At 71.8% G+C, this 25,812-nt stretch carries 25 protein-coding genes and 1 pseudogene; 16 read left to right on the top strand and 10 right to left on the bottom strand.

Features of this window, described 5'->3' with window-relative positions; genetic code table 11:
* Together TN53_RS13005 and TN53_RS13000 are read left to right on the top strand one after the other, a co-directional pair.
* Nucleotides 1-804: hypothetical protein (locus TN53_RS13005; protein WP_046247665.1), on the top strand; the 804-nt coding region annotated here is incomplete at its 5' end.
* Entirely contained in the window at nucleotides 801-1,814 is a 1,014-nt protein-coding gene (locus TN53_RS13000; protein WP_046258592.1) for a lantibiotic dehydratase C-terminal domain-containing protein, read from the top strand. The genes TN53_RS13005 and TN53_RS13000, both read left to right, overlap by 4 nt.
* Here TN53_RS13000 and TN53_RS12995 read toward each other — a convergent pair whose 3' ends face one another.
* Together TN53_RS12995 and TN53_RS12990 are read right to left on the bottom strand one after the other, a co-directional pair.
* Entirely contained in the window at nucleotides 1,815-3,008 is a 1,194-nt protein-coding gene (locus tag TN53_RS12995) for a beta-eliminating lyase-related protein (RefSeq protein ID WP_095046175.1), read from the bottom strand.
* A 20-nt stretch (nucleotides 3,009-3,028) separates the two neighbouring features.
* Complete coding sequence (locus TN53_RS12990) at nucleotides 3,029-3,265, bottom strand: response regulator transcription factor (protein WP_234308132.1); 237 nt, start codon at nucleotides 3,263-3,265, stop codon at nucleotides 3,029-3,031.
* A gap of 194 nt (nucleotides 3,266-3,459) precedes the next feature.
* On the opposite strand from TN53_RS12990, the gene TN53_RS12985 reads away from it, so the two are divergent.
* On the top strand, nucleotides 3,460-6,444 hold the full coding sequence (locus TN53_RS12985; RefSeq protein WP_234441586.1) for an AfsR/SARP family transcriptional regulator: 2,985 nt from the start codon (nucleotides 3,460-3,462) through the stop codon (nucleotides 6,442-6,444).
* Nucleotides 6,445-6,466: 22 nt separating this feature from the next.
* Here TN53_RS12985 and TN53_RS47255 read toward each other — a convergent pair whose 3' ends face one another.
* Together TN53_RS47255 and TN53_RS12980 are read right to left on the bottom strand one after the other, a co-directional pair.
* On the bottom strand, nucleotides 6,467-6,640 hold the full coding sequence (locus TN53_RS47255; RefSeq protein WP_159025374.1) for a hypothetical protein: 174 nt from the start codon (nucleotides 6,638-6,640) through the stop codon (nucleotides 6,467-6,469).
* A gap of 106 nt (nucleotides 6,641-6,746) precedes the next feature.
* A complete protein-coding gene (locus TN53_RS12980) occupies nucleotides 6,747-7,133 on the bottom strand; it encodes a hypothetical protein (protein WP_052745192.1) in 387 nt (128 codons plus the stop codon).
* 863 nt (nucleotides 7,134-7,996) lie between these two features.
* Here TN53_RS12980 and TN53_RS12975 point away from each other — a divergent pair.
* From TN53_RS12975 to TN53_RS12955, 5 genes are all read left to right on the top strand, one after another.
* Nucleotides 7,997-8,497 carry a hypothetical protein gene (locus tag TN53_RS12975; protein ID WP_159025373.1) on the top strand — a complete coding sequence of 167 codons (501 nt, stop codon included), beginning with the start codon at nucleotides 7,997-7,999 and terminating at the stop codon, nucleotides 8,495-8,497.
* A 111-nt stretch (nucleotides 8,498-8,608) separates the two neighbouring features.
* Complete coding sequence (locus TN53_RS12970; protein ID WP_046247662.1) at nucleotides 8,609-8,929, top strand: MerR family transcriptional regulator; 321 nt, start codon at nucleotides 8,609-8,611, stop codon at nucleotides 8,927-8,929.
* A 248-nt stretch (nucleotides 8,930-9,177) separates the two neighbouring features.
* Complete coding sequence (locus tag TN53_RS12965) at nucleotides 9,178-9,381, top strand: cold-shock protein (protein ID WP_046247661.1); 204 nt, start codon at nucleotides 9,178-9,180, stop codon at nucleotides 9,379-9,381.
* 99 nt (nucleotides 9,382-9,480) lie between these two features.
* Nucleotides 9,481-9,783, top strand: a complete 303-nt coding sequence (locus TN53_RS12960; RefSeq protein WP_046247660.1) for an SCO5918 family protein — start codon at nucleotides 9,481-9,483, stop codon at nucleotides 9,781-9,783.
* A gap of 208 nt (nucleotides 9,784-9,991) precedes the next feature.
* A complete protein-coding gene (locus tag TN53_RS12955) occupies nucleotides 9,992-11,341 on the top strand; it encodes a phosphatase PAP2 family protein (RefSeq protein ID WP_267886537.1) in 1,350 nt (449 codons plus the stop codon).
* Between the two features lie 35 nt (nucleotides 11,342-11,376).
* On the opposite strand, the gene TN53_RS12950 is transcribed toward TN53_RS12955, so the two are convergent.
* Entirely contained in the window at nucleotides 11,377-12,639 is a 1,263-nt protein-coding gene (locus TN53_RS12950) for a helix-turn-helix domain-containing protein (RefSeq protein WP_046247658.1), read from the bottom strand.
* Between the two features lie 214 nt (nucleotides 12,640-12,853).
* Between TN53_RS12950 and TN53_RS12945 the strand changes: the two genes are divergently transcribed.
* Nucleotides 12,854-13,579: a DUF4232 domain-containing protein gene (locus tag TN53_RS12945; RefSeq protein WP_046247657.1), complete on the top strand. Its 726-nt coding sequence runs from the start codon at nucleotides 12,854-12,856 to the stop codon at nucleotides 13,577-13,579.
* Between the two features lie 105 nt (nucleotides 13,580-13,684).
* Complete coding sequence (locus TN53_RS12940) at nucleotides 13,685-14,470, top strand: hypothetical protein (protein ID WP_046247656.1); 786 nt, start codon at nucleotides 13,685-13,687, stop codon at nucleotides 14,468-14,470.
* Here TN53_RS12940 and TN53_RS49530 read toward each other — a convergent pair.
* The 4 genes from TN53_RS49530 to TN53_RS12920 form a co-directional block, all read right to left on the bottom strand.
* Nucleotides 14,452-15,084, bottom strand: coding sequence for a GAF domain-containing protein (locus TN53_RS49530; RefSeq protein ID WP_420716011.1), 633 nt, complete (start codon nucleotides 15,082-15,084; stop codon nucleotides 14,452-14,454). The two genes, TN53_RS12940 and TN53_RS49530, sit on opposite strands and share 19 nt — an antisense overlap.
* Before the next feature lie 250 nt (nucleotides 15,085-15,334).
* On the bottom strand, nucleotides 15,335-16,069 hold the full coding sequence (locus TN53_RS12930; protein ID WP_046247655.1) for an ANTAR domain-containing protein: 735 nt from the start codon (nucleotides 16,067-16,069) through the stop codon (nucleotides 15,335-15,337).
* A 219-nt stretch (nucleotides 16,070-16,288) separates the two neighbouring features.
* Entirely contained in the window at nucleotides 16,289-17,785 is a 1,497-nt protein-coding gene (locus tag TN53_RS12925; protein ID WP_046247654.1) for a DEAD/DEAH box helicase, read from the bottom strand.
* Between the two features lie 266 nt (nucleotides 17,786-18,051).
* Complete coding sequence (locus tag TN53_RS12920) at nucleotides 18,052-19,254, bottom strand: L,D-transpeptidase (RefSeq protein ID WP_046247653.1); 1,203 nt, start codon at nucleotides 19,252-19,254, stop codon at nucleotides 18,052-18,054.
* A 227-nt stretch (nucleotides 19,255-19,481) separates the two neighbouring features.
* Here TN53_RS12920 and TN53_RS12915 point away from each other — a divergent pair, with 227 nt between their 5' ends.
* The 6 genes and pseudogenes from TN53_RS12915 to TN53_RS49525 all read left to right on the top strand — a co-directional run.
* Nucleotides 19,482-20,693 carry a lipid II:glycine glycyltransferase FemX gene (locus tag TN53_RS12915; protein WP_046247652.1) on the top strand — a complete coding sequence of 404 codons (1,212 nt, stop codon included), beginning with the start codon at nucleotides 19,482-19,484 and terminating at the stop codon, nucleotides 20,691-20,693.
* Nucleotides 20,690-22,315, top strand: a complete 1,626-nt coding sequence (gene murJ / locus TN53_RS12910) for a murein biosynthesis integral membrane protein MurJ (RefSeq protein ID WP_046247651.1) — start codon at nucleotides 20,690-20,692, stop codon at nucleotides 22,313-22,315. The genes TN53_RS12915 and murJ overlap by 4 nt, the downstream gene beginning before the upstream one ends.
* A 23-nt stretch (nucleotides 22,316-22,338) precedes the next feature.
* The gene (locus TN53_RS12905) at nucleotides 22,339-23,022 is read left to right on the top strand and encodes a response regulator transcription factor (RefSeq protein ID WP_046247650.1); all 684 of its coding nucleotides are present in this window, start codon (nucleotides 22,339-22,341) and stop codon (nucleotides 23,020-23,022) included.
* Nucleotides 23,019-24,491 (top strand): sensor histidine kinase, encoded by a 1,473-nt coding sequence (locus tag TN53_RS12900; protein WP_046247649.1) that lies wholly within the window; start codon nucleotides 23,019-23,021, stop codon nucleotides 24,489-24,491. The genes TN53_RS12905 and TN53_RS12900 overlap by 4 nt, the downstream gene beginning before the upstream one ends.
* Nucleotides 24,488-25,123, top strand: a complete 636-nt coding sequence (locus TN53_RS12895; RefSeq protein ID WP_234308131.1) for a hypothetical protein — start codon at nucleotides 24,488-24,490, stop codon at nucleotides 25,121-25,123. The genes TN53_RS12900 and TN53_RS12895 overlap by 4 nt, the downstream gene beginning before the upstream one ends.
* Before the next feature lie 33 nt (nucleotides 25,124-25,156).
* A pseudogene (locus tag TN53_RS49525) lies at nucleotides 25,157-25,339 on the top strand (hypothetical protein); the annotation flags it as partial.
* Here the strand turns inward: TN53_RS49525 and TN53_RS12890 are convergent.
* Nucleotides 25,272-25,625 (bottom strand): helix-turn-helix domain-containing protein, encoded by a 354-nt coding sequence (locus TN53_RS12890; protein WP_046247648.1) that lies wholly within the window; start codon nucleotides 25,623-25,625, stop codon nucleotides 25,272-25,274. The pseudogene TN53_RS49525 and the gene TN53_RS12890 sit on opposite strands and share 68 nt — an antisense overlap.
* Nucleotides 25,626-25,812 lie beyond the last annotated feature (187 nt).

Below are 25,812 nucleotides of genomic sequence, written 5' to 3'. Positions count from 1 at the left end.
GAGTCGGAGGCGGCGGCACAGGAGCCGGCCCCGGAGTTCCCCCACCCCCTGCCCCCGGTCCTGCCCGGCGGCGCATGGCTGCGTGCCGTCGTGCGGTGCCCGGCCGGGCGGTGGGCGGTGCTGCGGGGGCGGTTGGCCGACGTGTTCGCCGGTCGGCGGTGGTTCTTCACCCATGGCGACCACGAGCACGTCGAACTCTGTGTCCGTCTCGCACATGACCGTCCGGACACCTGGGACGACCTGCTGGTCCGGCTCTCCGGCGCGCTCGCCGCCGACCCCGCCCTCGAAGGGCCGACGATCCTGCCCTACCGGCGGGACGCGGGGTTCGGTACGCCGGTGGCGCAGCCGGAGCCGCTGGAGCGGTGGGCGGCGGTCGACACCCGTTGCGCGCTGGCCGCGCTGGGGGCCGGTGAACCGAACGTACCGCTGCTCGGCGCGCTCGATCTCGCCGCACGGCTGACCACCGAGGGCGGCCCTTCCCCCCTCGCGGACGTCACCCCGGACCGCCGCGGCTTCGCACCCCGACGCCGGGCCGTGCTGCCGCTGTTGACGGACCCGGCCCGGCGGGACAGCGAACTGCCCCCGGGGCTGACCGAGCTGTGGGAGCGGCGTGCGACAGCGACCCGGGCCTGCCTCCAGCGGGCCGTGTTCCCTCAAGCAGCCGCACACGAAAGGCACCTGATGGTGCGTCAGCATGCTGTCCGGCTCGCCGGAACGGCCGGTGCCGACGGGCTGCTGGCCCTGGCGGCAGCCGCGGAGCACGCGCTCCGCTCATGGCACCGAGCCACCAGGAGCGCCGCGTGAACCCCCACCTCGCCGACACCGACCCGCTGATGCCCGGCACCGACGAGACCCTGATCCCGCCCCACCGGGCGGCCCCCCGCAGCCCCTGGGTGGACATCGGCCTGATCCTCACGGACTACCCGCCCGCCACGCACGTGTACGAACAGCTGCTGCACGAGACCGAACTCCTGCACGGCACCGGTCACGCGTCGGCCTGCTTCTTCATCCACAAGCCACCCGGACTGCGCTGGCGCCTGAGCGCGATGGCGGACATGCCCCTGTCCGAACTGCGCGAGGCGGCGGTGGCGGCAGCGGCACGCGTCGTCGGCCCCGACCGTGTGCGCAGCGCCGTGTACGAACCCCAGGAGGTGCTCTTCGGCGGTTCGCGGTCGATGCACTTCGTGCACCGCACCTGGAGCGCGGACTCCCGGCTGTGGATGCGCTGGCACGCCGCCCGCGGCGGCCGCGCCACGAGTGGGGAGCGCTGGGAGCTCTCCTTCCGCGTCCTCGCCCGTGTCTACGCCGCGCTCGGCGTCGTGGGCTGGGAGGACCGGGAGGTCTGGGACCGGGTGTGCCGCGACACCGGCCGCCGGCTGACCGAACACGCGTGGGCGCGACCGGAGGTGGTCTCGCTGGCCAGGGCGTTGCAGGAACGCTGGGGCGACGCCTGGGGGACACCCGCCCGGGGGCCCGGTCCGGAACGGGACGGCCTGCGCGCCTCGCTCGTGGACGAGTTCGCGCGGACCGGCGACGACCTGTTCCGCGCCTGGCACCGCGAGTGCCTCAGCCTGCCCCGCACCCACCACCCGCTGTCCCCACGGCAGGCCGCCGCCTACTGGACCGTCTTCCACTGGAACCGCGCCGGCTTCAGCGCGGGCCAGCAGGCGCTCACCGCCGAGGCCCTGTCCGTCCTGCCGCTCGACACCACGGGCCTGGACGACACCGGCCTCGACGGCACCGGCCTCGACGGCACCGGCCTCGACGGCACCGGCCTCGACGGCACCGACCAGGACAAGCCGGCAGGGCCGTAGCTAGCCCGCGACCCCTTCGACGCCCTCGACCCGCCGGACGAAGTCGAGAACCGACTCCCGCACGTCCGACGCACTCCAGTCGAGACCGGCCGCCGTCACCGTCACCTCCGTCAGGCTGATCCCCGGCGGAACCCCCGGCTGCCACCAGGGCAGTTGGAAGAGCGTGCCCCCGGTGTCCTCGGCCTGCCGGGCCGCCGCCTCCACCAGCGCCGCGGGGGAATGGGGCAGCCACACCTGGAACTGAAGGGTGTGAGGCGGCTCCGGCTGCACCTTGAACCAGCCGAGCCCGGCCTCCCGGAACGCGTCCGCCATCGCCGTGGCCACCACGCGCGCCTGCGCCACGTACTCGGGCAGCCGCGGCAGTTCGCGGTCCAGGCCGATGAGCGCGGAAAGGGCGGCGGGGAACTGCTGGAAGACCTTGCCGCCGTAGCGGTGCCGCCAGATCCGGGTCTCCCGGACCAGATCGGCAGGCCCCGCCAGGGCCGCTCCGGACAGCCCGTCGAGCGACTTGTAGAAGGAGACGTACACGCTGTCCGCGAGGGCGGCGATCTCCGCCAGCGAGTGCCCGAAGTGGGGCGTGCAGTCCCAGAGCCTGGCCCCGTCGAAGTGCACGATCGCGCCCCGCTCCCGGGCCGCCTCGGTGACCTCGACCAGCTCGTCCCAGGTCGGCAGCAGATATCCGACGTCCCGCAGGGGGAGTTCGAGCATCAGCGCGCCGAACGGCTCGGGCAGAGCGCGGATCTCCTCGGCCGTGGGATGGCGCGGGGCCACGGTGGCCTTCATCGGCCGCAGATCGCTCAGCATGCGGAAGGCGTCCGCCTCGAACACCTCGGGGTGCGAGACCGGATGCAGTGCCACCCGGCGGTTGCCGCTGCGCTCGGCCCAGCAGTGCAGGGCCACCTGCTGGGCCATGGTGCCGGTGGGGAAGAACGCCGCGTCCTCCTTGCCCAGCAGCTCCGCGACACGCCGCTCCAGCTCGGCCACGACGCCGTCGCCGTAGACATCGGGCGGCGCGGAGACGTCGTAGACCGAACCGGCCTGCTCCGCCAGGAAGGTGAGCCGTTCCTGGAGCGACACCGTGGCGGACGGCCGGGCCAGGACCTTCTTCGCCTCCCGCAGCAGCCGCATGTTCCGCTCGGGCACGCTCTCCGTGCTCTCCGTGCTCTCCGTGCTCTCCGTGGCGCCGTCCTTCATCGCTGTCCTCTCCTTCCCTTTCACAGGCCGAGTTCGATCGCCGCGCGGACGAGATGAGCCAGGGTCGGCGCGTCCAGCTTGTGGCGGATGCGCTGCAGATAGGTCTCGACGGAGCTCGGGCTGATGTGCAGCCGCCGCGAGGTCTGCGAATGGGTGAAGCCCGCCGCGATATGGGCGAGCACCTGCCGTTCCCGTGGGGAGAGCGGCGGGTTGTTGTCGGGGACCGGGCCGGGCATGAGGGTGAGGTCTGCCGTCATGGGGGCAAGCGTTGACGCCGCCCTTCCCGATCCGCTCCCGAACGGGTCCCACCCCGTTTCCCACAAAGCCCTCTGGTTGTCAGGCAGATGACGACCTACGATCGGCGGGATCTGCGTGCGAAGGATTTCCTGGGCCCAAACGCCACGGGGGTGGGAAGGTGCGGCCGGATCACGGGAGGACGCTCCGTTTCAAGGTGCTCGGCCCGTTGGAGGGCTGGTCCGGCGGTGAGCGGCTCCGGCTCGGCGGCACCATCCAGGAACGGGTGCTGGCCGCGCTGCTGCTGGACCCCGGCAAGGTGATCCCCGTCCCCCGCCTCGTGGCCGCGGCCTGGGCGGAGGAACCTCCCGCCACCTCGTCCCACCAGGTGCGCAAGGCCGTCGCCGATCTGCGCCGCCGTATCCCCGGCGGTGGCGAGGTCCTGGTCACGGACGGCCCCGGCTACCGCGCCGAACTGGCCGCCGGCCAGCTCGACCTGACCGAGTTCCAGTCCCTCGCCGCCCGGGCGCGCGAGGCCGCGGCGGCCCACCGCGACACGGAGGCCATCGGCGTCCTGCGGGACGCCCTCGCACTGTGGCGCGGACCGGTGCTGGCCGGCGAGGGCGGCCCGGTGATCGAGGCCGCCGCCACCGCGCTGGAGGAGCGCCGCATGGCCGCGGTCGAGCAGTTCCTCGGCCTGCGTCTCGACCTGGGTGAAGCTGCCGAACTGGTCGGTGACCTGAGGGAGTTCGTCACCCAGCACCCGCTGCGGGAGACCCTGCGCGGCCAGCTCATGCTCGCCCTGTACCGCTCGGAACGTCAGGCAGAGGCGCTCGAGGAGTACGCCAGGATGCGTGAACTGCTGGTCGAGGAACTCGGCATCGACCCGGGCGCCAGGCTGACCAAGCTGTACGAGGACATCCTGCGCGAGAGCCCGCAGCTGGCCCTGCCCAGGGCGGCGCCCCCCGCACCGGCGCCGGTCCCGGCGGGCGTGGAGTCACCGTGCACCCTGCCCTACGACGTGTCGGACTTCTCCGGCCGGGAGCGCGAGCTGCGGGAGATCCTCGAACGGGCCCGGCAGCCCGGCAGCGGCGGCACCCGGATCGTGGCCATCGACGGGATGGGCGGCAGCGGCAAGACCTCCCTGACCGTGCGGGCCGCCCACCGGCTGGCCGACGCCTTTCCGGACGGCCGGCTCCACATCGATCTGCGCGGCTACTCCCCGGGCCAGCAGCCCATCAGCCCGGTCAGCGCCCTGGGCACCCTGCTGCGAGCCCTCGGGCTGCCGGACGAGCGAATCCCCGACGACCTCGTCGGCCGCCGGGCCCTGTGGCGCAGGGCCGTGTCCGGCAAGCGGCTGCTGCTGATGCTCGACAACGCCGCCGACACCGCCGCCGTACGCCCGCTCCTGCCGACCGAACCCGGCTGTCTGGTCCTGGTCACGAGCCGGGCCAGGCTCATCGACCTGGACGGGGCCCACTGGCTCTCGCTGGACGTGATGACCGCGGAGGAGAGCCACAGCCTGATGGCCCAGACCCTGGGCGCCGAGCGCGTGGCGGCCGAACCCGCGGCGGCCGCCGAGCTGGCCCGGCTCTGCGACCACCTCCCCCTCGCCCTGCGGATCGCCACCGCCCGGCTGGGCAACCGCCCCCGCTGGACCCTCCAGTACATGGCCGACCGGCTGCGCGACGAGACGCGGCGGCTGGACGAGCTGAGCATCGGCGAGCGCAGCGTCGCGGCGACCCTGCGGCTGTCCTACCAGGCCCTGGACGAGGAGGGCCGGGCCGCCTTCCGCACCCTGGCCCTGCACCCCGGCGGCGGCATCGACGTGTACGCCGCGGGCGCCCTGCTCGGCACCCGGCCCCGGCACGGCGAGGACGTACTGGAACTCCTGCTGGACGTCCACCTGGTCGAGCAGCCCGAGATCGGCCGCTACGGCTTCCACGACCTGGTGATCAGCTTCGCCCGCGGGCTCTACGACGGGGCCGAACGGCCCGCGGACGCGGCGGCCGTCGAGCGACTCCTCGGCTACTACCTCACCGTCACCGAGGCGGCGTGCCGGGTGCTCTTCCCCGGCCGGCGCCGCATCCCCTCCGGCATCCCCGCCTGCCCGTACGAGCTGCCGGACGTGACCTCCCCCGACACCGCCCGCGAATGGTTCGCCCGCGAACAGAACACCCTGCTGTCCGCGGTGCGGCTGGCCGTGCGCCACGGCTACGACCGGCAGGCGGTGTGCCTGGCCCGCAACGTCCTGTTCCATCTCAACGTCCTCGGTCTGCTGGACGAGTTCGAGGACTCGGCCCGTACGGCGGTCGCCGCCGCCCGCCGGCTGGGGGACGACGCGCTGCTCGCGGTGAGCCTGGCCAACCTGGGTGTCGCCTGCTGGGAGCAGGGCAGATTCGACGAGGGCGTCGAGGTCGCCGAGGAGAGCAGAGCGGTGGCCGTACGCGTCGGCGACCGGGCCACCGCGGCCCACTGCGAGGGCACGCTCGGCCTGTACAAGAGCCTGCTGGGCCGCTTCCCCGACGCCCTGGCCCATCTGGAACGGGCCATCACCCAGGAGCGGGACCTGGGGCTGAGCCGGTCCGAGGCGGAGAGCCTCACCGTCCTGAGCACGCTGTACGAACAGTGGGGCCGCTACCGGGAGGCGGCCGAGGCGGCACGGCGGGCGGTCGAGCTGTGCCGGCAGCTGGTCCGGCACGACAGCGCGCTGGTGGCCCTCATCGACCTGGGGTTCGCCTGTCTGGGACTCGGCGCCTACGCGGAGGCCGAGGCCGCCATGACCGAGGCCCGCACGCTGTGCGAGGACGAGCGTGAGCCCGGCATCGTCGCCATGACGATGGCCCTGTCGGCCGACGTCGCCCTCCACCTCGGCGCCACCGAGCAGTCCCGGGCCTACGTAGGCCAGGCTCTGGAGAGGATCAGATCGGGGGCGTCGCCGCTGCGGTCCGCGAAGGTGAAGAACATGCTCGGTCGGGTGCTGCACCAGCACGGCGACCACCGGGCGGCCCTCGACCTGCACACCCAGGCCGACGACCTCGCCGTACGCCTCCACTACCGCCCCGAGGAGGCGTACGCCCGGCTCGGTCTGGCACGGGCCGCCGGGGCCCTGGGGGACGAACAGGAGGCCGCCGCGCATCACGCGGCGGCCGAGAAACTGTTCGCGTCCATGGGCGTGCCGGCCGAGGGCAGACGCCGCTGACCCGGCGCCGGGTGCCGCGGGGTCAGGTCCGAGGCAGGCTCGTCACGGCCGTCGGCCCCCGGTCGTCGGCGACGACGCGCACCGTTCGGTCCCGGCTCCCACCGCCGTCCGTGCCGTCCGTACCCGTCGTGGCCATGGGGACGGAAACCAGTACGGCGACGATGAAGGCGATCAGTGCGGTCGGCTTGCGTCTCATGCCGGGCCCCTCGGGTGGTGGTGTCCGCTGTTGACGGCGCCGATGCTGCGGCCGGCCGTTCCCGAACGGTTCCCGCACCGGTCCCGGGAGGCCGGGAAGGTGCCGTTCAGTCCTCCGTGTCCTCGGCGTCGCCGTCCAGCCGGAGGCCGACGACCCGGGGGCCCCGCGGGGTGAGCGCCACCTCGGTGCGGGCGGTGCCGCGCTCGTGCTCCACCAGGTCGAGCACGGCCCGCACCACGGAACGCAGCACGGCCAGCCCGGCCTCGTCCGGCGCGACCCCCGCCGAAGGACGGGTGACGCCTACGACCTGGTGCATTCCGTCGCTGGTCGCGGTACGCACGACGAACACGGGCCCCTCCACGGGCCCTTCGGTGGCCTCGCGCCACCCTTGGGCGCCGGGCCCGGAACGCGCGGCCCAGCGCTCGACGTCGGCGAGTTCCCGCAGGGGGAGGGACGACGTGTCGCCGCCGTGGCGGGGAGGCTGAGCTGTCATGGAAGCGACCCTTCTGTCGTCACCGGTCACCTCAAGGGTTCTACGAGTGGATTCCGATCCGTTCCCGTCCGATTCCCTCGCCCACGGCCGGGCTCCGCCGCAACTCCCCGCGACGGCGGCGGGCGTAGTCTCGAAGGCACCGAGGGCTCTTCGCGCACCGGCTCCGCTCCGGTGCCGTTCTCGGCGAACGACGATGCCGGGCCAGCCACCGTCGGACCCGGAGCAGGGTTCGCCCCATGACCTCGAACAGCCCCGACCGCCCGGCGACCGCCCACCCCGGGACCCCGGTCCGGGGCCGACCGCATCCACAGCGGCACCGACAGGGGCCCTCACCCGAGGAGGGCGAGCTCCTCCGCCCGCTGACCCGCCGCCAGATCGCCGACCGCATGGGCGAACTCGGCGAGCTGTACACACAGACCACACCGAGCGGACCCCGCAAACCGCGCGCCTCGAACCCCTCGGCCCTCCGGGCCACCCCGCCCCGCGGATCCACCTCGAACATCCCGGCACCCTCGAACATCCCGGCACCCTCGGCCCGTCCGGGATCCTCGGCCCGTGCGGGATCCTCGGCCCGTGCGGGATCCTCGGACCGTCCGGCACCCTCGGACTGTCCGGCACCCTCGGACCGTCCGGCACCCTCGGACTGTCCGGCACCCTCGGACCGTCCGGCACCCTCGGACCGTCCGGGATCCTCGGACTGTCCGGCACCCTCGGACCGCCCGGGATCCTCGGACCGTCCGGCCCCCTCGAAAACCCCGGCACCCCCGGCCCGCCCAGTTGCCCCGGCCCGCTCGGCCCCCTCGGCCTCGTCGTCCCCTTCTGCCGGCGCAGCCCTCCCGCCGTCTTCGGTCCGCCCTTCCCTCTTGGACCCGGCAGCCCTCTGCGCCCCCTCGACCCAGGCCAGGTCCGCCGCCTTCCGCCGACGGCTCGCGGACCATATGCGGCGGCCCGGGTTCGAGCTGCTGGTGGCGGAGACCACCCGCCCCTCGGGTGCCACCGTCCTCACGGCCTGCGCCTACGGCTTCCCCGTACTCGGCGACGACGCCTGGTGGCAGGAGTTCGACGGATACCTCCCCGCGAACCTGCTGGGCCTCGCCGCCCCCGGAGGCCTGTTCGTGATCGGCGACATCCTGGTCGAGCGCCGGGTGCGCACCGAGGACCAGAGCCGCGAATGGAACCTCGCCCGGCGCCTGCAGAAGCGGCTGCTGAGCGATCACACCGCGGCGGTCGGCGTCAGGCTCGTCGACCGCGGCGACACGGACACCTTCGAGGCACTGCTGTCCTGGGGCTGGCGCTGTCTGCCGACGGCCGGGGTCCGCGGGGCGTCCCGACCGGCCGACCGCCGGCTCCTGGTGCTCCGCTGACACGGATTCTGTACTCGCCACGGCAGGATTTCCACGGAGCCGACTAGAATTCCGGTCAGGGACCAGTTCCCTGAGCGGGCCGTGACATCGGCGGTCCGCGGGAAGGCACACATGCCCTCGGAAGACCGGTCGCACGCTGCCGACCGGCTCGACGACGACCACCACCCCGCGTACACCATGGGCCGTGCCGCGGAGGTCATCGGCGCCAGCCCCGGGTTCCTCAGGGCGCTCGGCGAGGCCGGACTCATCACGCCGATACGGTCGGAGGGCGGCCACCGCCGCTACTCGCGCCACCAGCTGCGCCTCGCCGCACGCGCTCGCGACATGGTCGACCAGGGCACCCCGGTCGAGGCGGTCTGCCGGATCATCGGCCTCGAGGACCAGTTGGCGGACGCGCTGCGCGCCAACGAGAAACTGCGCCGCGGCGGGTGAATATCTGACGGCGCCAGGGTAGAAACCCGATCGGTCAGAAAAAAGTATTTTCGGGTGCGCCGACAGTTTTTCCGCCGACTGCCCGCCTATTCTTGCCGTCGATTTCGTCCGTGCTAGGCTGAATATCAGTTGCAGTTGTGGTTGCCATTCTTGCCATTCTTGCCGGTTTTCCGGGGCAGGTGATCATCACAGCGATGAGGGAGCTCGCGAGGTGCGGGTTCCAGCACTGCCTAAGTAGGAGAAAACACATGGCCACCGGCACTGTGAAGTGGTTCAACGCGGAAAAGGGCTTCGGCTTCATCGAGCAGGAGGGTGGAGGCCCCGACGTCTTCGCTCACTACTCGAACATCGCCACTCAGGGCTTCCGCGAGCTTCAGGAAGGCCAGAAGGTGACTTTCGACGTCACGCAGGGCCAGAAGGGCCCGCAGGCGGAGAACATCGTCCCCGCCTGACACACGGCTGAGCAGGGGCCCGCACCTTGGGTGCGGGCCCCTGTCCGTTTCTCCGGCCCCGTTCGCACGCCGGATCCGCCCTGACCCTGGTGAGGCACCATGCGCTGTGTGATCGCCCGTTACCCCTTCGACCTGTCCAAGGCCGAGGTGGAGAAGTCGATGGAGAAGGTCCGGCCCGAACCGGTGACTGACGCCTCCGTCGCCTCGGTCACCATCGGAGGCCGGGCGTACCCCGTCAAGCAGGTGGGAGCGGTGATCACGGGTCAGGACCCCCGCGACTTCACCGCCGCGGAAGTGGTCCGCGCCCTGGTTCGTCTCGGCTTCACCTGCGAGAACGCGCCCCCCAAGGCGGCCCCGGCCGCCGACCTGTCCTACGGCTCGGTCGACCGCCTTCTCGGCTGACCCGCCCCTGCCCCCTCCTTCAGGCGTCCGTGACCGACGGCCGCCAAGGTGTGCGGTCGGTTAATTTTGGTGAAACCTGTGAGCGGCTCCGCTAACATGTTCGAGCTCGCGACGAACACCCCCATCGGGCGCGATACATAGCCACTTCACCTCACACTCACAAAATCGGTCAAAGTTGATAAAAATATCACCACGGGTGCTTTCGCGAGTGAAGGGTCAGTCGCGAGCGGTGCTGTGGGTCGCCGCGGGCGTGGTGACCCTCGCGTTCCTCCTCATGCTGGAGATCGCCGCGCGTCGCTACGATCTGCCGGGACCGCTCACCTCCCAGCTGCGAGAACTGATATCCGCCCCCAAGTCGGGTGGACTGCTGTACGCCGGCCTGGCGTTGACGCTGGTCGTGCTTCCCTGGCGGCAGCGACTCCTCGCGCTCGGCACCGCGATCGGCATCGACGTCACCATCGCGCTCGTCCGATGGGCGGCCGGCATCAAGATGACGGAGGGTCATCCCTTCGGCATCGGCGCACTGTGGGTGATCCTGGGCTGTGCGGTCTTCGCGCTCACCCGTCGCACCGGCCCGGAACGCGTTCTGCTGCTGAAGGGCGCGGGCCTCGGACTGCTGCTGGGAGCCGGCCGCAAGGCCGGAGACACCTGGCTGCTCCTCACCTCCAAGACCCGTCCGACGGTGCTCGACCCGTACGTCGCGACCGCCGACCACGCTCTGGGCGACCCGTCATGGGTGGTGGGCCGGATCGTCGAGGTCACCGGCAAGTTCGGCTTCAACCTCCTCGACTTCGTCTACGGCAACCTCGCGGTCGCCGCGGTCCTCGTCGCCCTGTACCAACTGCGCAACGTGGCCGCCGACCGCCGCTTCCCGCGCCACCATCTGGTGCGCACCTTCCTGGTGATCGGCCTCCTCGGGCCGGGCATCTACATGATCTACCCGGTGGTCGGACCGATCTTCGCCTACGGCAACGGCACCGAGCACTGGGCCGACGTCGCCATCTGGGCGGAGACGCACTCCACCGGGCAGTGGGCGGTGGCCCAGCTCTGGCCGGACACGGTGGCGCCGATCACCACCCCGCACTCCATACCGTTCGACGACATCACGCCCCGCAACTGCATGCCGAGCCTGCACACGGCATGGGCCGTCTCGATCTTCATCCATTCCCGCAAGGGCCCGAGGGCGCTGCGCTGGGCAGGCACGTTCTGGCTGGTGGCCACACTCGCCGCGACGCTGGGCTTCGGCTACCACTACGGCGTCGACCTCGTCGCCGGCGTGGTGTTCGTGCTCACCATCGAGGCGGCCCTGCGCACCTACGACCGCGGCTGGGACCGGTCGGGGCTCCAACTGGTCGCCCACGGCGCCGCGGTCTTCGCCGGGCTCCTGCTGGCGTACCGCTTTCTGCCGGTGGAGATGGCCGGCCAGCCGTGGCTCTACGGTCCGCTGCTCCTGCTGGCGATGGCCTCGGTGATCTACGGCTACGTACGGACCACCCGACAGTGGGAGACGGCACCCGTTCCGGTGGAGCAGCCGGAACGGCAGTCCGAACCCGTCTGACCCCCGCCGCCCGCTGCCCGCCGCCCGCCGGACGCTCAGCCGGGGATGTCCGGCTCGTACTCGTTGCGCCCCCACTCGGAGGCGCCGAGCGGATAGTCGTAGGCGGGTCGTCCCACGTTTCCGCTGGTCCGGAAGGGCTGCCCCTTGTCGTCGATGCGTACGGTGCCCTTCCGGTCGCCGCTGGACCAGTCCAGCTCCAGGTACCAACTGACGTTGTGGGCCCGCGCGTCCGCGAAGAGGTAGAAGACCTCGGGATCGGACTCGCTCACCTTGTACGGGAAATCACGCTGATCGGCCCTGGGGGTGACCGCGGGCCGCCCGGTGTCGAGGTCCACCTCGAAGGCCGTCGTGTCCACGCCGCCACCGCAGCCGACGCCCATCGAGAAGTCGTTCCAGTCGAGCGGCGCGCTCTTCTCCACCACCCGCACATGCAGGTCGTCCAGGACGACGGTGGCCTTCCCGGTGCCCTGCACGGTCAGCGCGAGCATCTGCTGCCCGGCGGAGACCGCGCCGAGCGCGCCGACCCACCCGCGCGCGTCCTGCTCACCCGGCGGCGGAGGCACCTGCTCGGGCTTGCGGTCCACCAGGAAGTGCGGGCCGCACGGGGTTTCCCACTTGTACGGATTGACGGCGACGGCGGGCGCGGTGGCCTTCTCCTCGACACCGCTGTCGCCTCGGGCGGCCCCGGTCCCACCGCTGCCGGAGGCGGAGGCGGAAGCCGTGGGACTGCCACTGGCGGAGCCGGACGGCGAGGCCGACCCGCCCTTGGCGTCGGCCGACCCCGAGACGCGGGGGCTCTCGTCGACGGGCGGGGCGGCAGCCCCCACGGACTGCTTCCCGCCCTGTTCGTCACCGCCGTCGCCGGGCACGAGATTCGCCACGAGCGCGGCCGACACGAGGACGGCGGCCACGGCGGACCCGGCGAGGACGACCGTGCGTCGGCGAGTGGGCCCGGCCGCCGCGGCCGTCCGTGCCTGCGGTTCCTCCTCGGCAGGGGTGTCAGGTGCCTCAGCCGCGTCAGGAGTCTCCGTGGCTACGGGTGCCGTACCCGCCTTCTGCCCCCGGCGGGCATCCGCGAGAAGCCACCGCCGATGCAGTTCCACCAGTTCCTCGGGCGTCGCCCCGCACACCCGCGCGAACCGTTCCGCGGGTGCGTAGTCCGTCGGTACGGCGTCCCCGTTCACGTACCGGTGGAGTGTGGACGTACTGGTGTGCAACCGCTTCCCGAGTACCCCGTAACTGAGCCCGGACCGGTCCTTCAACTGGCCCAACAGCTCCGAGAATTCGTCGCCCGCCACGCTTCCGCTCTCTCCCCACGTCCCGGATCACCATTCCAGGGGGAGGTCATTCCCCCAGGTCAGAGCTGTTCCAGGCGTTCCAGTGTCCCGGATACCCCAGCAATCGTGGCGGTCGGGACGGATCACCGTACAAGCTGTTGCCATCCAAGCACGCCGCTCCCGGCACCCGGTCGAGCGGCCCATGCCAACACCCGTACCGCACAGGGGGATTCACATGTTCACTCGCACCCACCGCACCCGTATGCTCGCCGCCGCCGCACTCGCGGCCGCCACGCTGACACTGACGGCGTGCAACAACGGAGAGGGCGTCAACGACGAGGGTGCGTCGGCGGACACCGCGGCCACGGCGTCGGCCGCCACCCCGTCCCCGTCCTCGCCCGAGGCGAGCGGCGCTTCCAAGGGCTCGACGGGCGGCGCGGCAGGTTCGAGCGGCGGGACGGGTTCGTCGGGCTCCTCGGGTTCGTCGGGTTCCTCCGGCTCGACGGGCGGCTCGGGCTCGACGCCCCCGGCGTCGGACTCCTCGGGCACCACCGTCGCCTGCGCCAACACCTCCACCCGGACGACCGCCACGGAGGTCTCCCGGCCCCTGAACCACCTTCTCCTCACCGTCACCAACACCGGCTCGAAGAACTGCACCCTCATCGACTACCCGGCCGTCCGGCTCGGCGAGGCCCAGACCGTCCCGCCGGTCATCGAGGACTCCATGCCGCAGGCCGTGGTCACGCTGGCCCCGGGCGAGTCGGGCTACGCGAGCGTCCTGCTGTCGGCCGCGGACGGCAGCGGCTCCAACGGCTACACGGCCAAGTCCATCGAGGTCTATTTCAACGAGGCCGCGAAGACCGCGGCCCGACCGTCGCTCCCTGCGAAGGGCGTGTACATCGACTCCTCGATCCAGGTCTCGTACTGGCAGTCGACGATGGCCGACGCCCTGACCTGGTGACCCGGCAGCCCCGTTGTGACGAACCTGTTGAATTAACAACGTGCTGAACCGTTGGCCATCGCCTTAGGCTCCCTCTGATCACCAAAACTTCATGGGGGGACATCCATGCGCGCAACCACGCGCCTCGCCCTGCTCGGCACCAGCCTCGCGCTGGTCGCCGGTGTCACCGGCGCCACCGCCGCACAGGCGGAGGACGGCAGTGCGGGCGACATCACGATCGACAAGGTCGTCATCAACGGCGGCAAGCCGGTCGTGGTCGGCACCACCAACGCGGTGTCCGCCAAGGTCTCCGTGACCGCGACGGACAACTCGGGCATCGCCAAGACCACGTACATCAGCGGGTGGGGTCCGAGTCCGAACTTCGTGGACATCTGGTTCGACGACGGCGACGTCACCTGCACCGAGGTCAGCGACACCACGTCGACCTGCACGGGCACGCTGACGTTCGACCCCCAGTGGGGGAACGGTGTCGTCAACAACGCCGCGGCGGCCACCTGGGACCTCGCCGTCTCGGTCAAGGCCAACGACCTCGACTACATCCACCGGGACGCGGCCACCACCTTCAAGGTGCAGCGCGCCTCGAAGCTGACGGTCAACGCCTCGCCGGAGCCGGTGACGAAGGGCAAGACCGTCACGGTCACCGGCAAGCTCTCCCGCGCCAACTGGGAGACCGACAAGTACGCGGGGTACGCGACCCAGTCGGTGAAGCTGCAGTTCCGCAAGAAGGGCAGCACCACCTACACCACGGTCAAGACCATCAAGACCAACTCGACGGGCAACCTGAGCACCACCGTCAAGGCCTCGGTCGACGGCTACTACCGCTACAGCTTCGCGGGCACCGCCACGACCCCGGCGGTCAGCGCGGCCGGCGACTACGTGGACGTCAAGTAGCCACGTACCAAGAGCGTTTCAGCAGACGTACGACGAGGGCGCCGTCCACACCGGGACGGCGCCCTCGGCGTACCCCGGGGCTGGACGCACGGACGGCGGCCGTCAGCCGAGCTGTTCCCCGCAGCCGTCCGGCACCGGCGCCGGGATGGCCGAGGTGTCGAAGCCGCCCGAGATGATCTGGGTGGCGAGATCCGACAGACGCAGGTGGCGGGCGCGGGCGTACGACCGGACGCGGCGAAGGCGTCGTCGACGGAGGTGTCCCAGCGCTCCGCCGGCACGCCCTTGACCCGCTCTATCAGCACGCGGCTCGTGAGCGCGGTCTGCAGCCGGCTGTTCTCGACGTGCGACCGCTCCAGGGTGCGCTGCTGCAGGATCGCGATGGTGGCCACGTCGGCGAGGGCCCGGGCCAGGGCGATGTCGTCGTCGCCCAGGCGGTGCGGGGTGGGCTGGAAGAGGTCGAGGGCGCCGACGATCCGGTGGCGCAGGCGCAGCGGGATGGCTGGGTGGCCGTGTACCCCGTCTCGCGGGCCCGTGCGGTGAAGTCCGGCCAGCCGGTGGTGGTCTCCGGGCGGGTCAGGTCGATGTCGGTGCGGGGGCTGCCCGTGCGGTGGCACTCGACGCAGGGTCCCTGGTCGTGCTGGAGCGCGAAGAGTTCCAGGAGACGGGTGTGCTCGTCGGAGGCGGCGATGATCTGGAGTTCACCGTGCGCGTCCGCGAGCGGGATCCCGGCGGCCGACACGTCGAGGAGCTCGACGCAGCGGGTGGACAGCCGCTGCAGCAGGTCGATGACGTCGAAATCCTCGACGAGGGAGTCAGCGACTTCCACGAAGATCTCGGCCAGACGTCGTTCGTGGGCCGTGCCGATCATCCGTCTCCACCGTCGGGCGAGTGCGGTCCGCTCTTGTCGTCGTCGAATCGGAGCCGTCGGGCCACCACGTCCTGCGCCACTTCGCCGAGGGGGCGGTCGCCGGCGTAGGCGTGGGCCCGCAGTCGCAGGAGGGCGATCTCCATGGACACGTCCAGCTGGACGCTGACCATGCCGGTGGCCTGGTGCACGGCCGCGCGGTGCAGGAAGGACGTCTGCAGCTCGTTCAGGCCGGGCGCCTCGTCGTTGCGCCGGTCCGGTTGTTCCCCGTCCAGACAGGCCATGGTGAGTGCGGCGGCCAGGGCGGTGGCGTCGGCGTACTGCTGATCGTCGGGCAGCCGGTCCGGGTGGCACAGCATGGTCAGAACGCCGACACGGATGGCCCCGATGCCCAGCGGGAAGCAGCACACACCGTGGACGCCCATCTTCCGTGCGGCCGGCAGCAGCGCGGGCCACCGCTCGGGGCGGACCCGGGCCAGGTCCGGTTCCAGCACGGGTGAGCCGGTGCGGATCGCGTCGTGAGCCGGGCCCTCGCCCAGCGTGAACTGCAGTTCCTCGAACCGCGCGCTCAGCTCCGGATGGCACCACAGCGGTTCGGCCGGCCGGTCCGCGCCCAGCAGCACCGACAGCGCGACGCCCTCGGCACCCAGGGCCCGCGCGGATGCCTGCGCGGCACCGTGCACCCCGCTCAGTCGCAGTGAGCGCAGGACCTCGGCCATGCCCTCGCTGATCACGGTGCCGCCCGGCCACCGCAGTCACGCCGGACCGGGCGGCAGTCCTCGAACAGCTCTGGATGCGGGCTCATAGGGCCCCATCTCTTCCGTCATGGAATGGCTTGCGCCTTGCTCAGGGCCTCTGTTGCGCGGGACGGACCTTCACGGAGAGGGCCGGGGTCACGGGCTGCCGTACGGCCAGCCTACTGCCGTACGGCGTGTCGAGAGGCCCTTGCTCTGTCAGCGGCCGTTTCCCCTGGCGGGGGAGGAACGGCGGCGGTTCTGGCCAGGACGGCCCCCGCGTCGGCTGCGCCGGGCGGCCCCCGTGGGCTCGGGGCGCGTCTCGGTGACCGGCGGAGCGATGACGACGGGTACGCCCGAAGGGGCCTGGGCGCCGGTGATGCGGCTGAGTTCGTCGCCGCCCGAGCGGACCCTGGTGGTCGTCGGGGTGATGCCGGCGTCGGTCATCAGACGGGTCATGTCGCGGCGCTGGTGGGGCAGGACCAGGGTGACGACGGTGCCGGACTCGCCGGCGCGGGCGGTACGGCCGCCGCGGTGCAGATAGTCCTTGTGGTCGACGGGCGGGTCGACGTTGACGACGAGGTCGAGGTCGTCGACGTGGATGCCGCGGGCGGCGACGTTGGTGGCGACCAGGGCCGTGATGTGTCCGTCCTTGAACTGGGCCAGGGCCCGGTTGCGCTGGGACTGCGACTTGCCGCCGTGCAGGGCGGCGGCGCGCACCCCGACGGCCAGGAGCTTCTTGGCCAGCCGGTCCGCGCCGTGCTTGCTGTCGATGAACATGATCACCCGTCCGTCGCGGGCGGCGATCTCGGTCGTGGTGGCGTGCTTGTCGTCGTCCTCGACATGCAGCACGTGGTGGTCCATCGTCACCACGGCGCCCGCGGACGGGTCGACCGAGTGGACGACCGGGTCGTCGAGGTAGTTGCGCACCAGCTTGTCGATGTTGCGGTCCAGGGTGGCCGAGAACAGCAGCCGCTGGCCGCCGGGACGCACCTGGTCGAGCAGCGCGGTCACCTGCGGCATGAAGCCCATGTCGGCCATCTGGTCGGCCTCGTCCAGGACGGTGATCTCGACCCGGTCCAGGCGGCAGTCGTCCCGCTCGATGAGGTCCTTGAGCCGGCCGGGCGTCGCCACGACGACCTCGGCCCCGCCGCGCAGCGCACTCGCCTGCTTGCCGATCGACAGCCCGCCCACCACGGTGGCGAGCCGCAGACGCAGCGCGCGGGCGTAGGGGGTCAGGGCGTCGGTGACCTGCTGGGCGAGTTCCCGGGTGGGTACGAGGACGAGGGCCAGCGGCTGTCGGGGCTCGGCGCGCTGTCCCGCCGTCCGGGCCAGCAGGGCGAGGCCGAAGGCGAGCGTCTTGCCCGATCCGGTGCGGCCACGGCCCAGGACGTCACGGCCGGCCAGCGAGTTCGGAAGGGTCGCGCCCTGGATGGGGAACGGGGTGGTCACCCCTTCCGCGGCGAGGGTGGCCAACATCTGCTTGGGCAGGTCGAGTTCGGTGAACGCCTCGACCGGCGGCAGCGCCGGCGTGACGGTGACCGGCAGCGCGAACTCCCCGCCGGGTGCGGGGGCGCGGCCTCCGCGGCCGGCCTTGGAGGTGCCGTTCTTGGCCGCTGTGTTCTTGGCCGTGCGCGAGGGGGCGCTCTGGCGGCCCGTTCCCTGCGCGCGGGTGCGGGAGGAGGAGCTGGGGTTTCTACGGGCGGGGCGGTTCAATGGGGGACCTTCCTCTATACGGCGGTTCACGCGTACGCGACCAGCGTCAGGCGGGGCGATGTTCTCGGCCTGGGGCCCTTCTGGCCCGGCGTGACCCCACGGGAAGATCTGCAATGCCCCGGAAGGTCCCGAAACGAAAAGAGTGCCCGTCGACGAAGGTCGAAGAGCACTCGAAGCCTCTGGTAACCAAAACTGCCACTTTACATCAAGGTAGCACAGGACCAGGCGGGACGCGGCGACGGCCAGGATCAGCAGGGCGCTGACGGTCAGTGCAGCGCGCTCTTCTGCTGCCACTCGGTCCAGGAGAGGTTCCACGCGCCGAAGCCGTTGCCGGGTGCGACCACGCCCTTGGTCTCCTTGCCGGTGATCTCGAACGGGTCGCCCGGCCGCACCTGGTCGTAGAACCAGGCCGCGTCCGCGTCGCTCATCCCTATGCAGCCGGAACTGTGGTTGGCCCTGCCGAAGTAGGCGGCGTTCCACGGGGCCGCGTGTGCGTACATGCCCGACCAGGTCAGCCGCATCGAGTGCTCGACCATCTTGTCGTAGGCGTCGCCGAGGCCCACCGTCTCGGAGTTCATGTTGATCGTGCCCTCCTTGGCCATGAGCACGGCGGTCCCGCGCCAGGAACGCTTGTCACCGCCGGGTGTGCCGCCGGAGACCGCTATGCGGCGGACCGTCCTGCCGTCGCGGACGAGGGTGAGCCGGTGGCTGTCGAGGTCGACCTGGGCGATCTGCCGGGCGCCGATGGTGAAGGTGGTCGTGTAGTCGCGTACGAACCAGCCGCCGTCCGTGCCCGAGTCGGTGCCGTTCAGCTCGGCGTTCAGTGTGATCTTGGTGCCGGGCTTCCAGTACGACTTGGGCCGCCAGTCCACCCGGTCCCGGCCCGACCAGTCGGTCAGCCAGCCCCAGGAGCCCTCGGTGTCGTTCGAGGTGGTGATCCTGAGCTGCTTCTCGACCTCGGCCCGGTTCTTGACCGGGTTGTCGAAGACCAGGGAGATCGGCTGGGCGACGCCGACGGTGGTGCCGGTGCCCGGCCGCCAGTCGACCTTGTTGACCTTGTCCGCCGGAGCCGTGGTGAAGGAGGACCTGGTGTTCTTGACGGTTCCGGCCGCGGTCCGGGTCGCCGCCGTCACGGTGTACGACGTGCCGGGTACGGCCTTGCGGCCGGAGACCCACGAGCGGCCGTCGTCGGCGACCTGACCGCCGAGCCTGCGGCCTTCGGCGTCGGTGACGGTCACCGAGGTGAGCCTGCCGCCCGAGGCGGTGATCCGCACGGAGTCGCCCGCCCGGACCTGGTCTCCCGTGGGTGTGACAGTGACTTCGACCGGGCGGTCGTCGGCCTTGGGCGCCACCTCGGTGTCCGGGGCGCCGCCGGAGGAGGTCGACGAGCAGGCGGCGAGCGGCGCCAGCAGGGTGGCCACGACGGCGGCGCGGACGCGGGTATGGGCGAGTGCACGAGTGCGCGACAACAGGACCTCCGGAAAGGACGGAAGGGACGGAAAGGGGGTGGACGAGTCGGCGATGTCGTGACTGTAGAGCCGGAAAACCCGAGGTCAGCCGCTATGGGGCAATGTGACGGCGACTGGTGAGGAACGGTCATGGTCCGGTCACATTCGCCGCGCGGAGCGGTCATGGACCGCTGTGAGCATCCTTTGCGTCCCCGCGACCGGGCCGGGGAGAAGGAGAGGCTCAGACTGTGTCAGCGCTGCTCGTTCCGCCCAGCCGCGTGGCCCAAGCACGGAACCAGGGCACGGCCCTGCGGACCATCACCGCGGAGACCTACCGCGCCTTCCTGGCCTCCCCCGACGGCGCCGCTCTCGGCGCCGGTTTCCTCCAGTGCCCGTCCTGGGCCGATGTCAAGGAGGGCTGGCGCGCCCAACTGCTCGGCTGGGGGCCGGATCCGGAGGCAGGCGCGCTGACGGGTGTGGCCCTGGTGCTGCTGCGGCAGTTCCCCGGCACCCGCAAGTACTTCGCCTACCTTCCCGAAGGGCCGGTCGCCGACTGGAACGACCCCGACGTGGACGGCTGGCTAGGCCCGCTCCTCGAACACCTGCGCAGCGCGGGCGCCTTCGCCGTGCGCATCGGTCCCTCGCCCGCCTACCGGCGCTGGGACGCCGCCCGGCTCAAGCCGCTCACCGGCCCGGGCCGGCGCCTCGGCGACGTCCTCGCCAGCGAGGTCGACCCGCTCGGCACCGCCGTCGCCGAGCGGCTGCGTGCCCGCGGCTGGCGCCGCTGCGGCGGTGACGGGACGGGAGGGGAGGGGGCCGGAGGGGACGGGGACGCCCAGCCCCGGCACGTCTTCCACGTACCGCTCGCCGGACGCACCACCGAGGACCTGTGGTCCGGGCTCAACCAGGAGTGGCGCCGCAATGTGCGCCGAGCCCGGAAGGAGGGCGTGGAGGTGGTGGTGGGCACTACGGCCGAACTCCCCGAGTTCTACCGGCTCCTCGGCATCACCGAGCGACGCGACGGGTTCCGGCTCGGCCGCTCGCTCGCCTACTACGAGCGTCAGTACGCGGCGCTCAACGCCGAGGAACCGGGCCGGATGAAGCTGTACCTCGCCCGGCACCGAGGAGAGATCCTGGCCGCCCACACGATGATCACGGTGGGCCGCCGGGCCTGGTACCAGACCGGCGCCTCGGCCGACCACCGTCGCGAGGTCCGGCCCTCCAACGCCCTGCAGTGGCGGATGCTGCAGGACGCCCACGCCCAGGGCGCGGACGTCTACGACATGCGCGGGGTACCCTCCACTCTCGATCCTGAGGAACGTGCGTACGGATTGCTGCGGTGGAAGCTCGGCACCGGGGGACAGGTCGTCGAGACGCTGGGGGAATGGGAGAAACCATTGGGCGGCAGCGCCAACCACGCGCTCTACCGCGCCTTCCAGGCGTATCTGAACCGCCGATGACGCAGACGACGCCGACGACGCCGGCCACCACCGCACCGACGGACACGGCGGCACGCAGCAGTGCCGTCATGGCCGCCGGATCCATCGTGTCCCGAGCCACCGGCTTCGCCCGCTCCGCCGTGGTCGCGGCAGCGCTGGGCACCATCGGGCCGACCGCCGACGGCTACGCGGTCGGCAACGCCCTGCCCACCATCGTCTACATGCTGCTCCTCGGCGGCGCGCTGAACGCCGTCTTCGTCCCCGAACTGGTCAGGGCCGCCAAGGAGCACGACGACGGGGGCACCGCGTACACCGACCGGCTCGTCACCGTGTGCGTCGTCGCCCTGCTGGCGATCACCGCGACCGCCGTATGGGCGGCACCCGCGATCGTCGACGCGTACACCGACTACACCGGCCCACAGGCGGCCATGACCATCGCGCTCGCCCGCTACTGCCTGCCCCAGATCTTCTTCCTGGGACTGTTCACGCTGCTCGGACAAGTCCTCAACGCACGGGGCCGGTTCGGCGCGATGATGTGGGCGCCGGTCCTCAACAACGTCGTCGTCATGACCGTGTTCGGCCTGTACCTGGCGCTGGCCTTGGGCGACGGGGACAGGCTCACCGCGACCGGGACCGCCGTGCTCGGCTGGGGCACGACCGCCGGTATCGCCGTCCAGGCACTCGCCCTCGTCCCCGCCCTGCGCGCCGCCCGCTTCCGCTGGCGGCCCCGCTTCGACTGGCGCGGCAGCGGACTGACCCGCCCCCTGCGCGCGGCCGGCTGGCTGGTGCTGCTGGTCCTGGCCAACCAGGCCGCCTACTGGGTCACCACCCGGCTGGCCACCACCGCGGGCCTCGACGGCGGCCCCGGGTACGGCGCGTACAACAACGCCTATGCCCTGTGGGTCGTACCGCACGGCATCATCACGGTATCCCTGGTGACCGCGCTGATGCCCCGGATGAGCGCGGCCGCCGCCGACGGGGACACCGTGGCCCTGCGGCGTGACGTCTCCCACGCCCTGCGCGTCAGCGCCTCGGCCGTCGTCCCCGCCGCCTGCGCCCTGTTCGCCCTCGCCCAGCCGGTGATGGCCCTCGTCTTCGGGTACGGCAGGACCGGCGCCGACGACACGGCCGCCATGGCCGGGATCCTGATGGCCTTCGCGCCGGGACTGATCGCCCTGTCCGGCCAGTACGTCCTGTCCCGCACCTTCTACGCCCTGTCCGACACACGTACGCCGTTCCTGCTCAACCTGCTGATCGTCGCGCTCAACGCGGGACTGTCCCTGGCCGCCGCCCACCTGCTGCCGGCCCGCTGGGCCGTGACCGGCATGGCGGCGGCCTACTCCCTGGCGCTGTGCGCGGGCTGGGCGGTGACCGGCCTGGTGCTGAGCCGCCGGCTCGCCGTCGCCCGCCCCCTGCGCTCCTCAGCCGTCGGTGCCCACGCGCGCCTGCTGCTCGCCGCCGTCCCCGCCACCGCGCTGGGCCACCTCGCGGTCCTGGGCGCGGCACGGGCGGGCGCCCTGGTCGCCGCAACTGCCGGGGCGGTCGCCGTCGTCCTCATCTTCGCCCTGCTCACCCGTCCGCTGCGACTCGCCGAACTCGACGCACTGCTCTCGCGCGTACGCCTCGGACGGACCCGGACCTGACCATCACCGAGGGAGAACTGCCGATGCCCCGCGTGCTCCTCATCGAGGACGACCCCTCCGTACGCGAGGGGGTCGAACTCGGTCTGCGCCGCCGCGGCCACGAGGTACGGGTGGCGGCGACCGGCGAGTCCGGCCTCGCCGCGCTGGCCGAGTTCCGCCCCGATCTGCTGCTGCTCGACCTGATGCTGCCCGGAATGAACGGCGTACAGGTCTGCCGGCAGGTCCGCGAGCAGAGCCAGCTGCCGATCATCATGCTCACCGCGCGCGGCGACGACTTCGACGTGGTCATCGGCCTGGAGGCCGGTGCCGACGACTACATCGTCAAGCCCGCCCGCCCCGAGGTGATCGAGGCCCGGATCCGTGCCGTACTGCGCCGCCTCGACGACAGCGGCCCGGGCCGCCCGGCCATCGAGGTCTACGGCGACCTCACCGTCGACCGCGGCGGACTGACCGTCACCAAGGCCGGCCGCCCGCTCGCACTCGCTCCCTCGGAGCTCAAGCTCCTGCTGCACCTCTGCGCCGCCCCCGAGCAGGTGTTCAGCAGGCAGCAGTTGCTGGAGCACGTCTGGGACCACAGCTACCACGCCGACGCCCGCCTGGTCGACGCGTGCGTCCGCAGGCTGCGCGGCAAGATCGAGGACGAGGCAGGCAGCCCCCGCTACGTCCAGACACTGCGCGGTTTCGGCTACCGCTTCGGGCCGCTGTGAGCGGCGGCGAGCAGCGCTCGCGGGTCAGGGCGTTCGGGCTGCGCGCGCGGTTGTTGCTCGCCTTCCTGCTGGTCGCCGCCGTCAGCGCCGGTACGACGGCCGCGCTGACCTACCGTGAGGCCCGCAACTCGCTGCTGGAGACCGCCCAGGACACGGCGGTCACATCCTTCCGCGACCACGTCCAGCAGACGGCCTTCGCCCTGCCCGTACAGGACGAGGGCATGGAGGACGTCCTGCGGGACATCGCCCGCAAGGGCAAGCCCCACCCCTGGGTGGTCTTCGCCGAGTACGGCTCGCTCCGCGCCTCCTCGGGCGAGAACCCCGTCTCCACCGTCATCACCCCCGAACTGCGCCGCGCCGCACGGGCCAACCCCCACGGCAGCTTCGAACGGGTCGTCAAGGACGGCGTCCCCTATCTGACCATCGCCATGCCCACCGTCTTCAAGACCGGCCCGGACAGCGTGCTGCCCACCCGGCTTGTTCTGTACGCCGTCATGCGGATGACCGACGAGCAGATCAACGTCGACGCGCTGCTCATAGCCGCCCGGGACGGCGCCCTGCCCGGCCTCGCCATCGCGCTGATACCCGCCCTGATCGCCGCGCGCAGCGTGCTGCGTCCGGTGCGGGAACTGCGCCAGGCGGCCCGGAACATGGGCAGCGGTAGACTCGACACCCGGATCCGGGTCCGCGGCAGCGACGAACTGGCCGACCTGGCCCGCACGTTCAACGAGTCGACGGGCCAACTGGAGCGGTCCGTGCGGGAACTGCGCGAGGCCGAGGAACGCGCCCGCCGCTTCGCCTCCGACGTCTCGCACGAACTGCGCACCCCGCTCGCCGGAATGCTCGCCGTCACCGAGGTCCTCGACGAGGACGCGGCCGGCCTGGACCCCGACACCGCCCGGGCGGTCCGGCTGGTCAGCGCGGAGACCGGAAAGCTGGCCGTGCTCGTCGAGGACCTGATGGAGATCTCCCGCTTCGACGCCCGCGCGGCCGAGCTGAACGCCGACGAGGTCGACGTGGCCGTGGCCATCCGCAAGACCCTGCAGAACCGGCACTGGACCGACGACCGGGTCCGCACCGAGCTCCCCGACGGCATCCGGGCGCGGCTGGACCCGCGCCGCTTCGACGTCGTGATCGCCAACCTCGTGGGCAACGCCCTGCGGCACGGCGGTACGCCCGTCACGGTACGGCTGCGCACCGAGGAACGCCTTCCGGGCCCGCCCGTGCTGATCACCGACGTCGTGGACAGCGGGCCCGGCATCCGCCCGGAATCGCTCCCGCACATCTTCGACCGCTTCTACAAGGCCGACGCGGCCCGTACCCGTTCGGCGGGCAGCGGGCTGGGACTGGCGATCACGCTGGAGAACGTGAAGCTGCACGGCGGCACGATCCACGCCGGGAACCGGCCCGGGGGCGGTGCCGTCTTCGCCGTCGAGATACCGCTTCACTCGGAGGGGGCCGGCGGATGAGGCGACGTGTGTCGGCCGTGGTCTTCGCCGTCGTGGCCGGCGTAGCGCTGCTCGGTGGCTGCGGTATCCAGGAGACCGACGTCATCGAGGCGGGCGGTCCCGCCAGCGTCCAGGCCTTCCTCAATCGCGAAACCGGCATGCTGCTCTTCTTCCGCTCCCCTGACGGAGGGCTGAGCCCCGTGATCCGGTCGGGAGGGTCGGAGACCGGGTTCGGCGACGGATCCGTCCATACGACGACCGCCGGAGACCAGGACACGAATCGGCCCGTGCCGACGGAGAAGGTCGTCTCGGCGCTCCTCGCCGGCCCGGGGGACGAAGACCGAGCCGCGGGCCTGACCACCGCTCTCCCCGCCGCCCGCCCCGGCGGAACCGTCAAGGTCGACACCTCTTTGAGCGGAAGGGTCACGACCCGCCTCCCGCTCGCCCTGGAGGGGCTGGACAGCACCGCCCTACGCCAGCTCACCTGCACGATCGCCTACAGCCAGGACGCCGACGGCCAGATCGTCGTGGAGCTGAGAGGACAGGACGGGGCATCGAGGTCGGGCACCTGCGGACTCGCCCCCGGCATGGGAAACGTACCCACGGTCACCGAGACCCGGGGACGGGGCCCGTCGTCCGGCGCGGGCGGCTGAGGGGACGAGGCGTAAAGGGGGCGGCCAGGCGTCGGCGGAAGCGAGGCCGAGATCATCCGGCAGGGGGTTCACCTCGCGGCGACGGCGAACCGGGTCCGGGACGAGCCACTGCTCTCGCGGACCTTCGAGGGGCCGGGTCGTCACGTGATCAGCTGGAACCGGGGACGGACCCGTTGTGCGCCTCGTGTCCGGCACGGCGGCGGTACTCGGCGTTGATGCGCTGAGCCTCCTCGAGCTGGTCCTCGAGGATGACGATGCGGCAAGCGGCCTCGATCGGGGTGCCCTTGTCGACGAGCTCGCGGGCGCGCGCGGCGATCCGCAGCTGGTAGCGGGAGTACCGGCGGTGTCCGCCCTCCGAACGCAGCGGAGTGATCAGACGAGCCTCGCCGAGGGCTCGCAGGAAGGCCGGGGTGGTGCCGAGCATCTCGGCGGCCCGCCCCATCGTGTATGCGGGGTAGTCGTCGTCGTCCAGACGATTACCGAGGGGGGTATCTGCTGTCATGTCACCTCGTAGTGCAACGCGTCGAGGGGCCCTGGTGCCGTACGGCACCAGGGCCCCGAAGGAAATTCAACACCATCTGTCGGCTCTCGTGCTGTGCCGACCTTCTGTTTCCGCTACCAGCCCTCCAGGAGGGGGCGCGGGGATCGCGGCTGCGTGACCGGGGACCACCTTCCAATCCGGGGTCTTG

The organism is Streptomyces sp. WM6386 (genome assembly GCF_000972385.1).
Lineage (GTDB): Bacteria > Actinomycetota > Actinomycetes > Streptomycetales > Streptomycetaceae > Streptomyces.
Note: the sequence above shows the minus strand (reverse complement) of the source record. Positions and strands in the feature narration are given on the sequence as shown.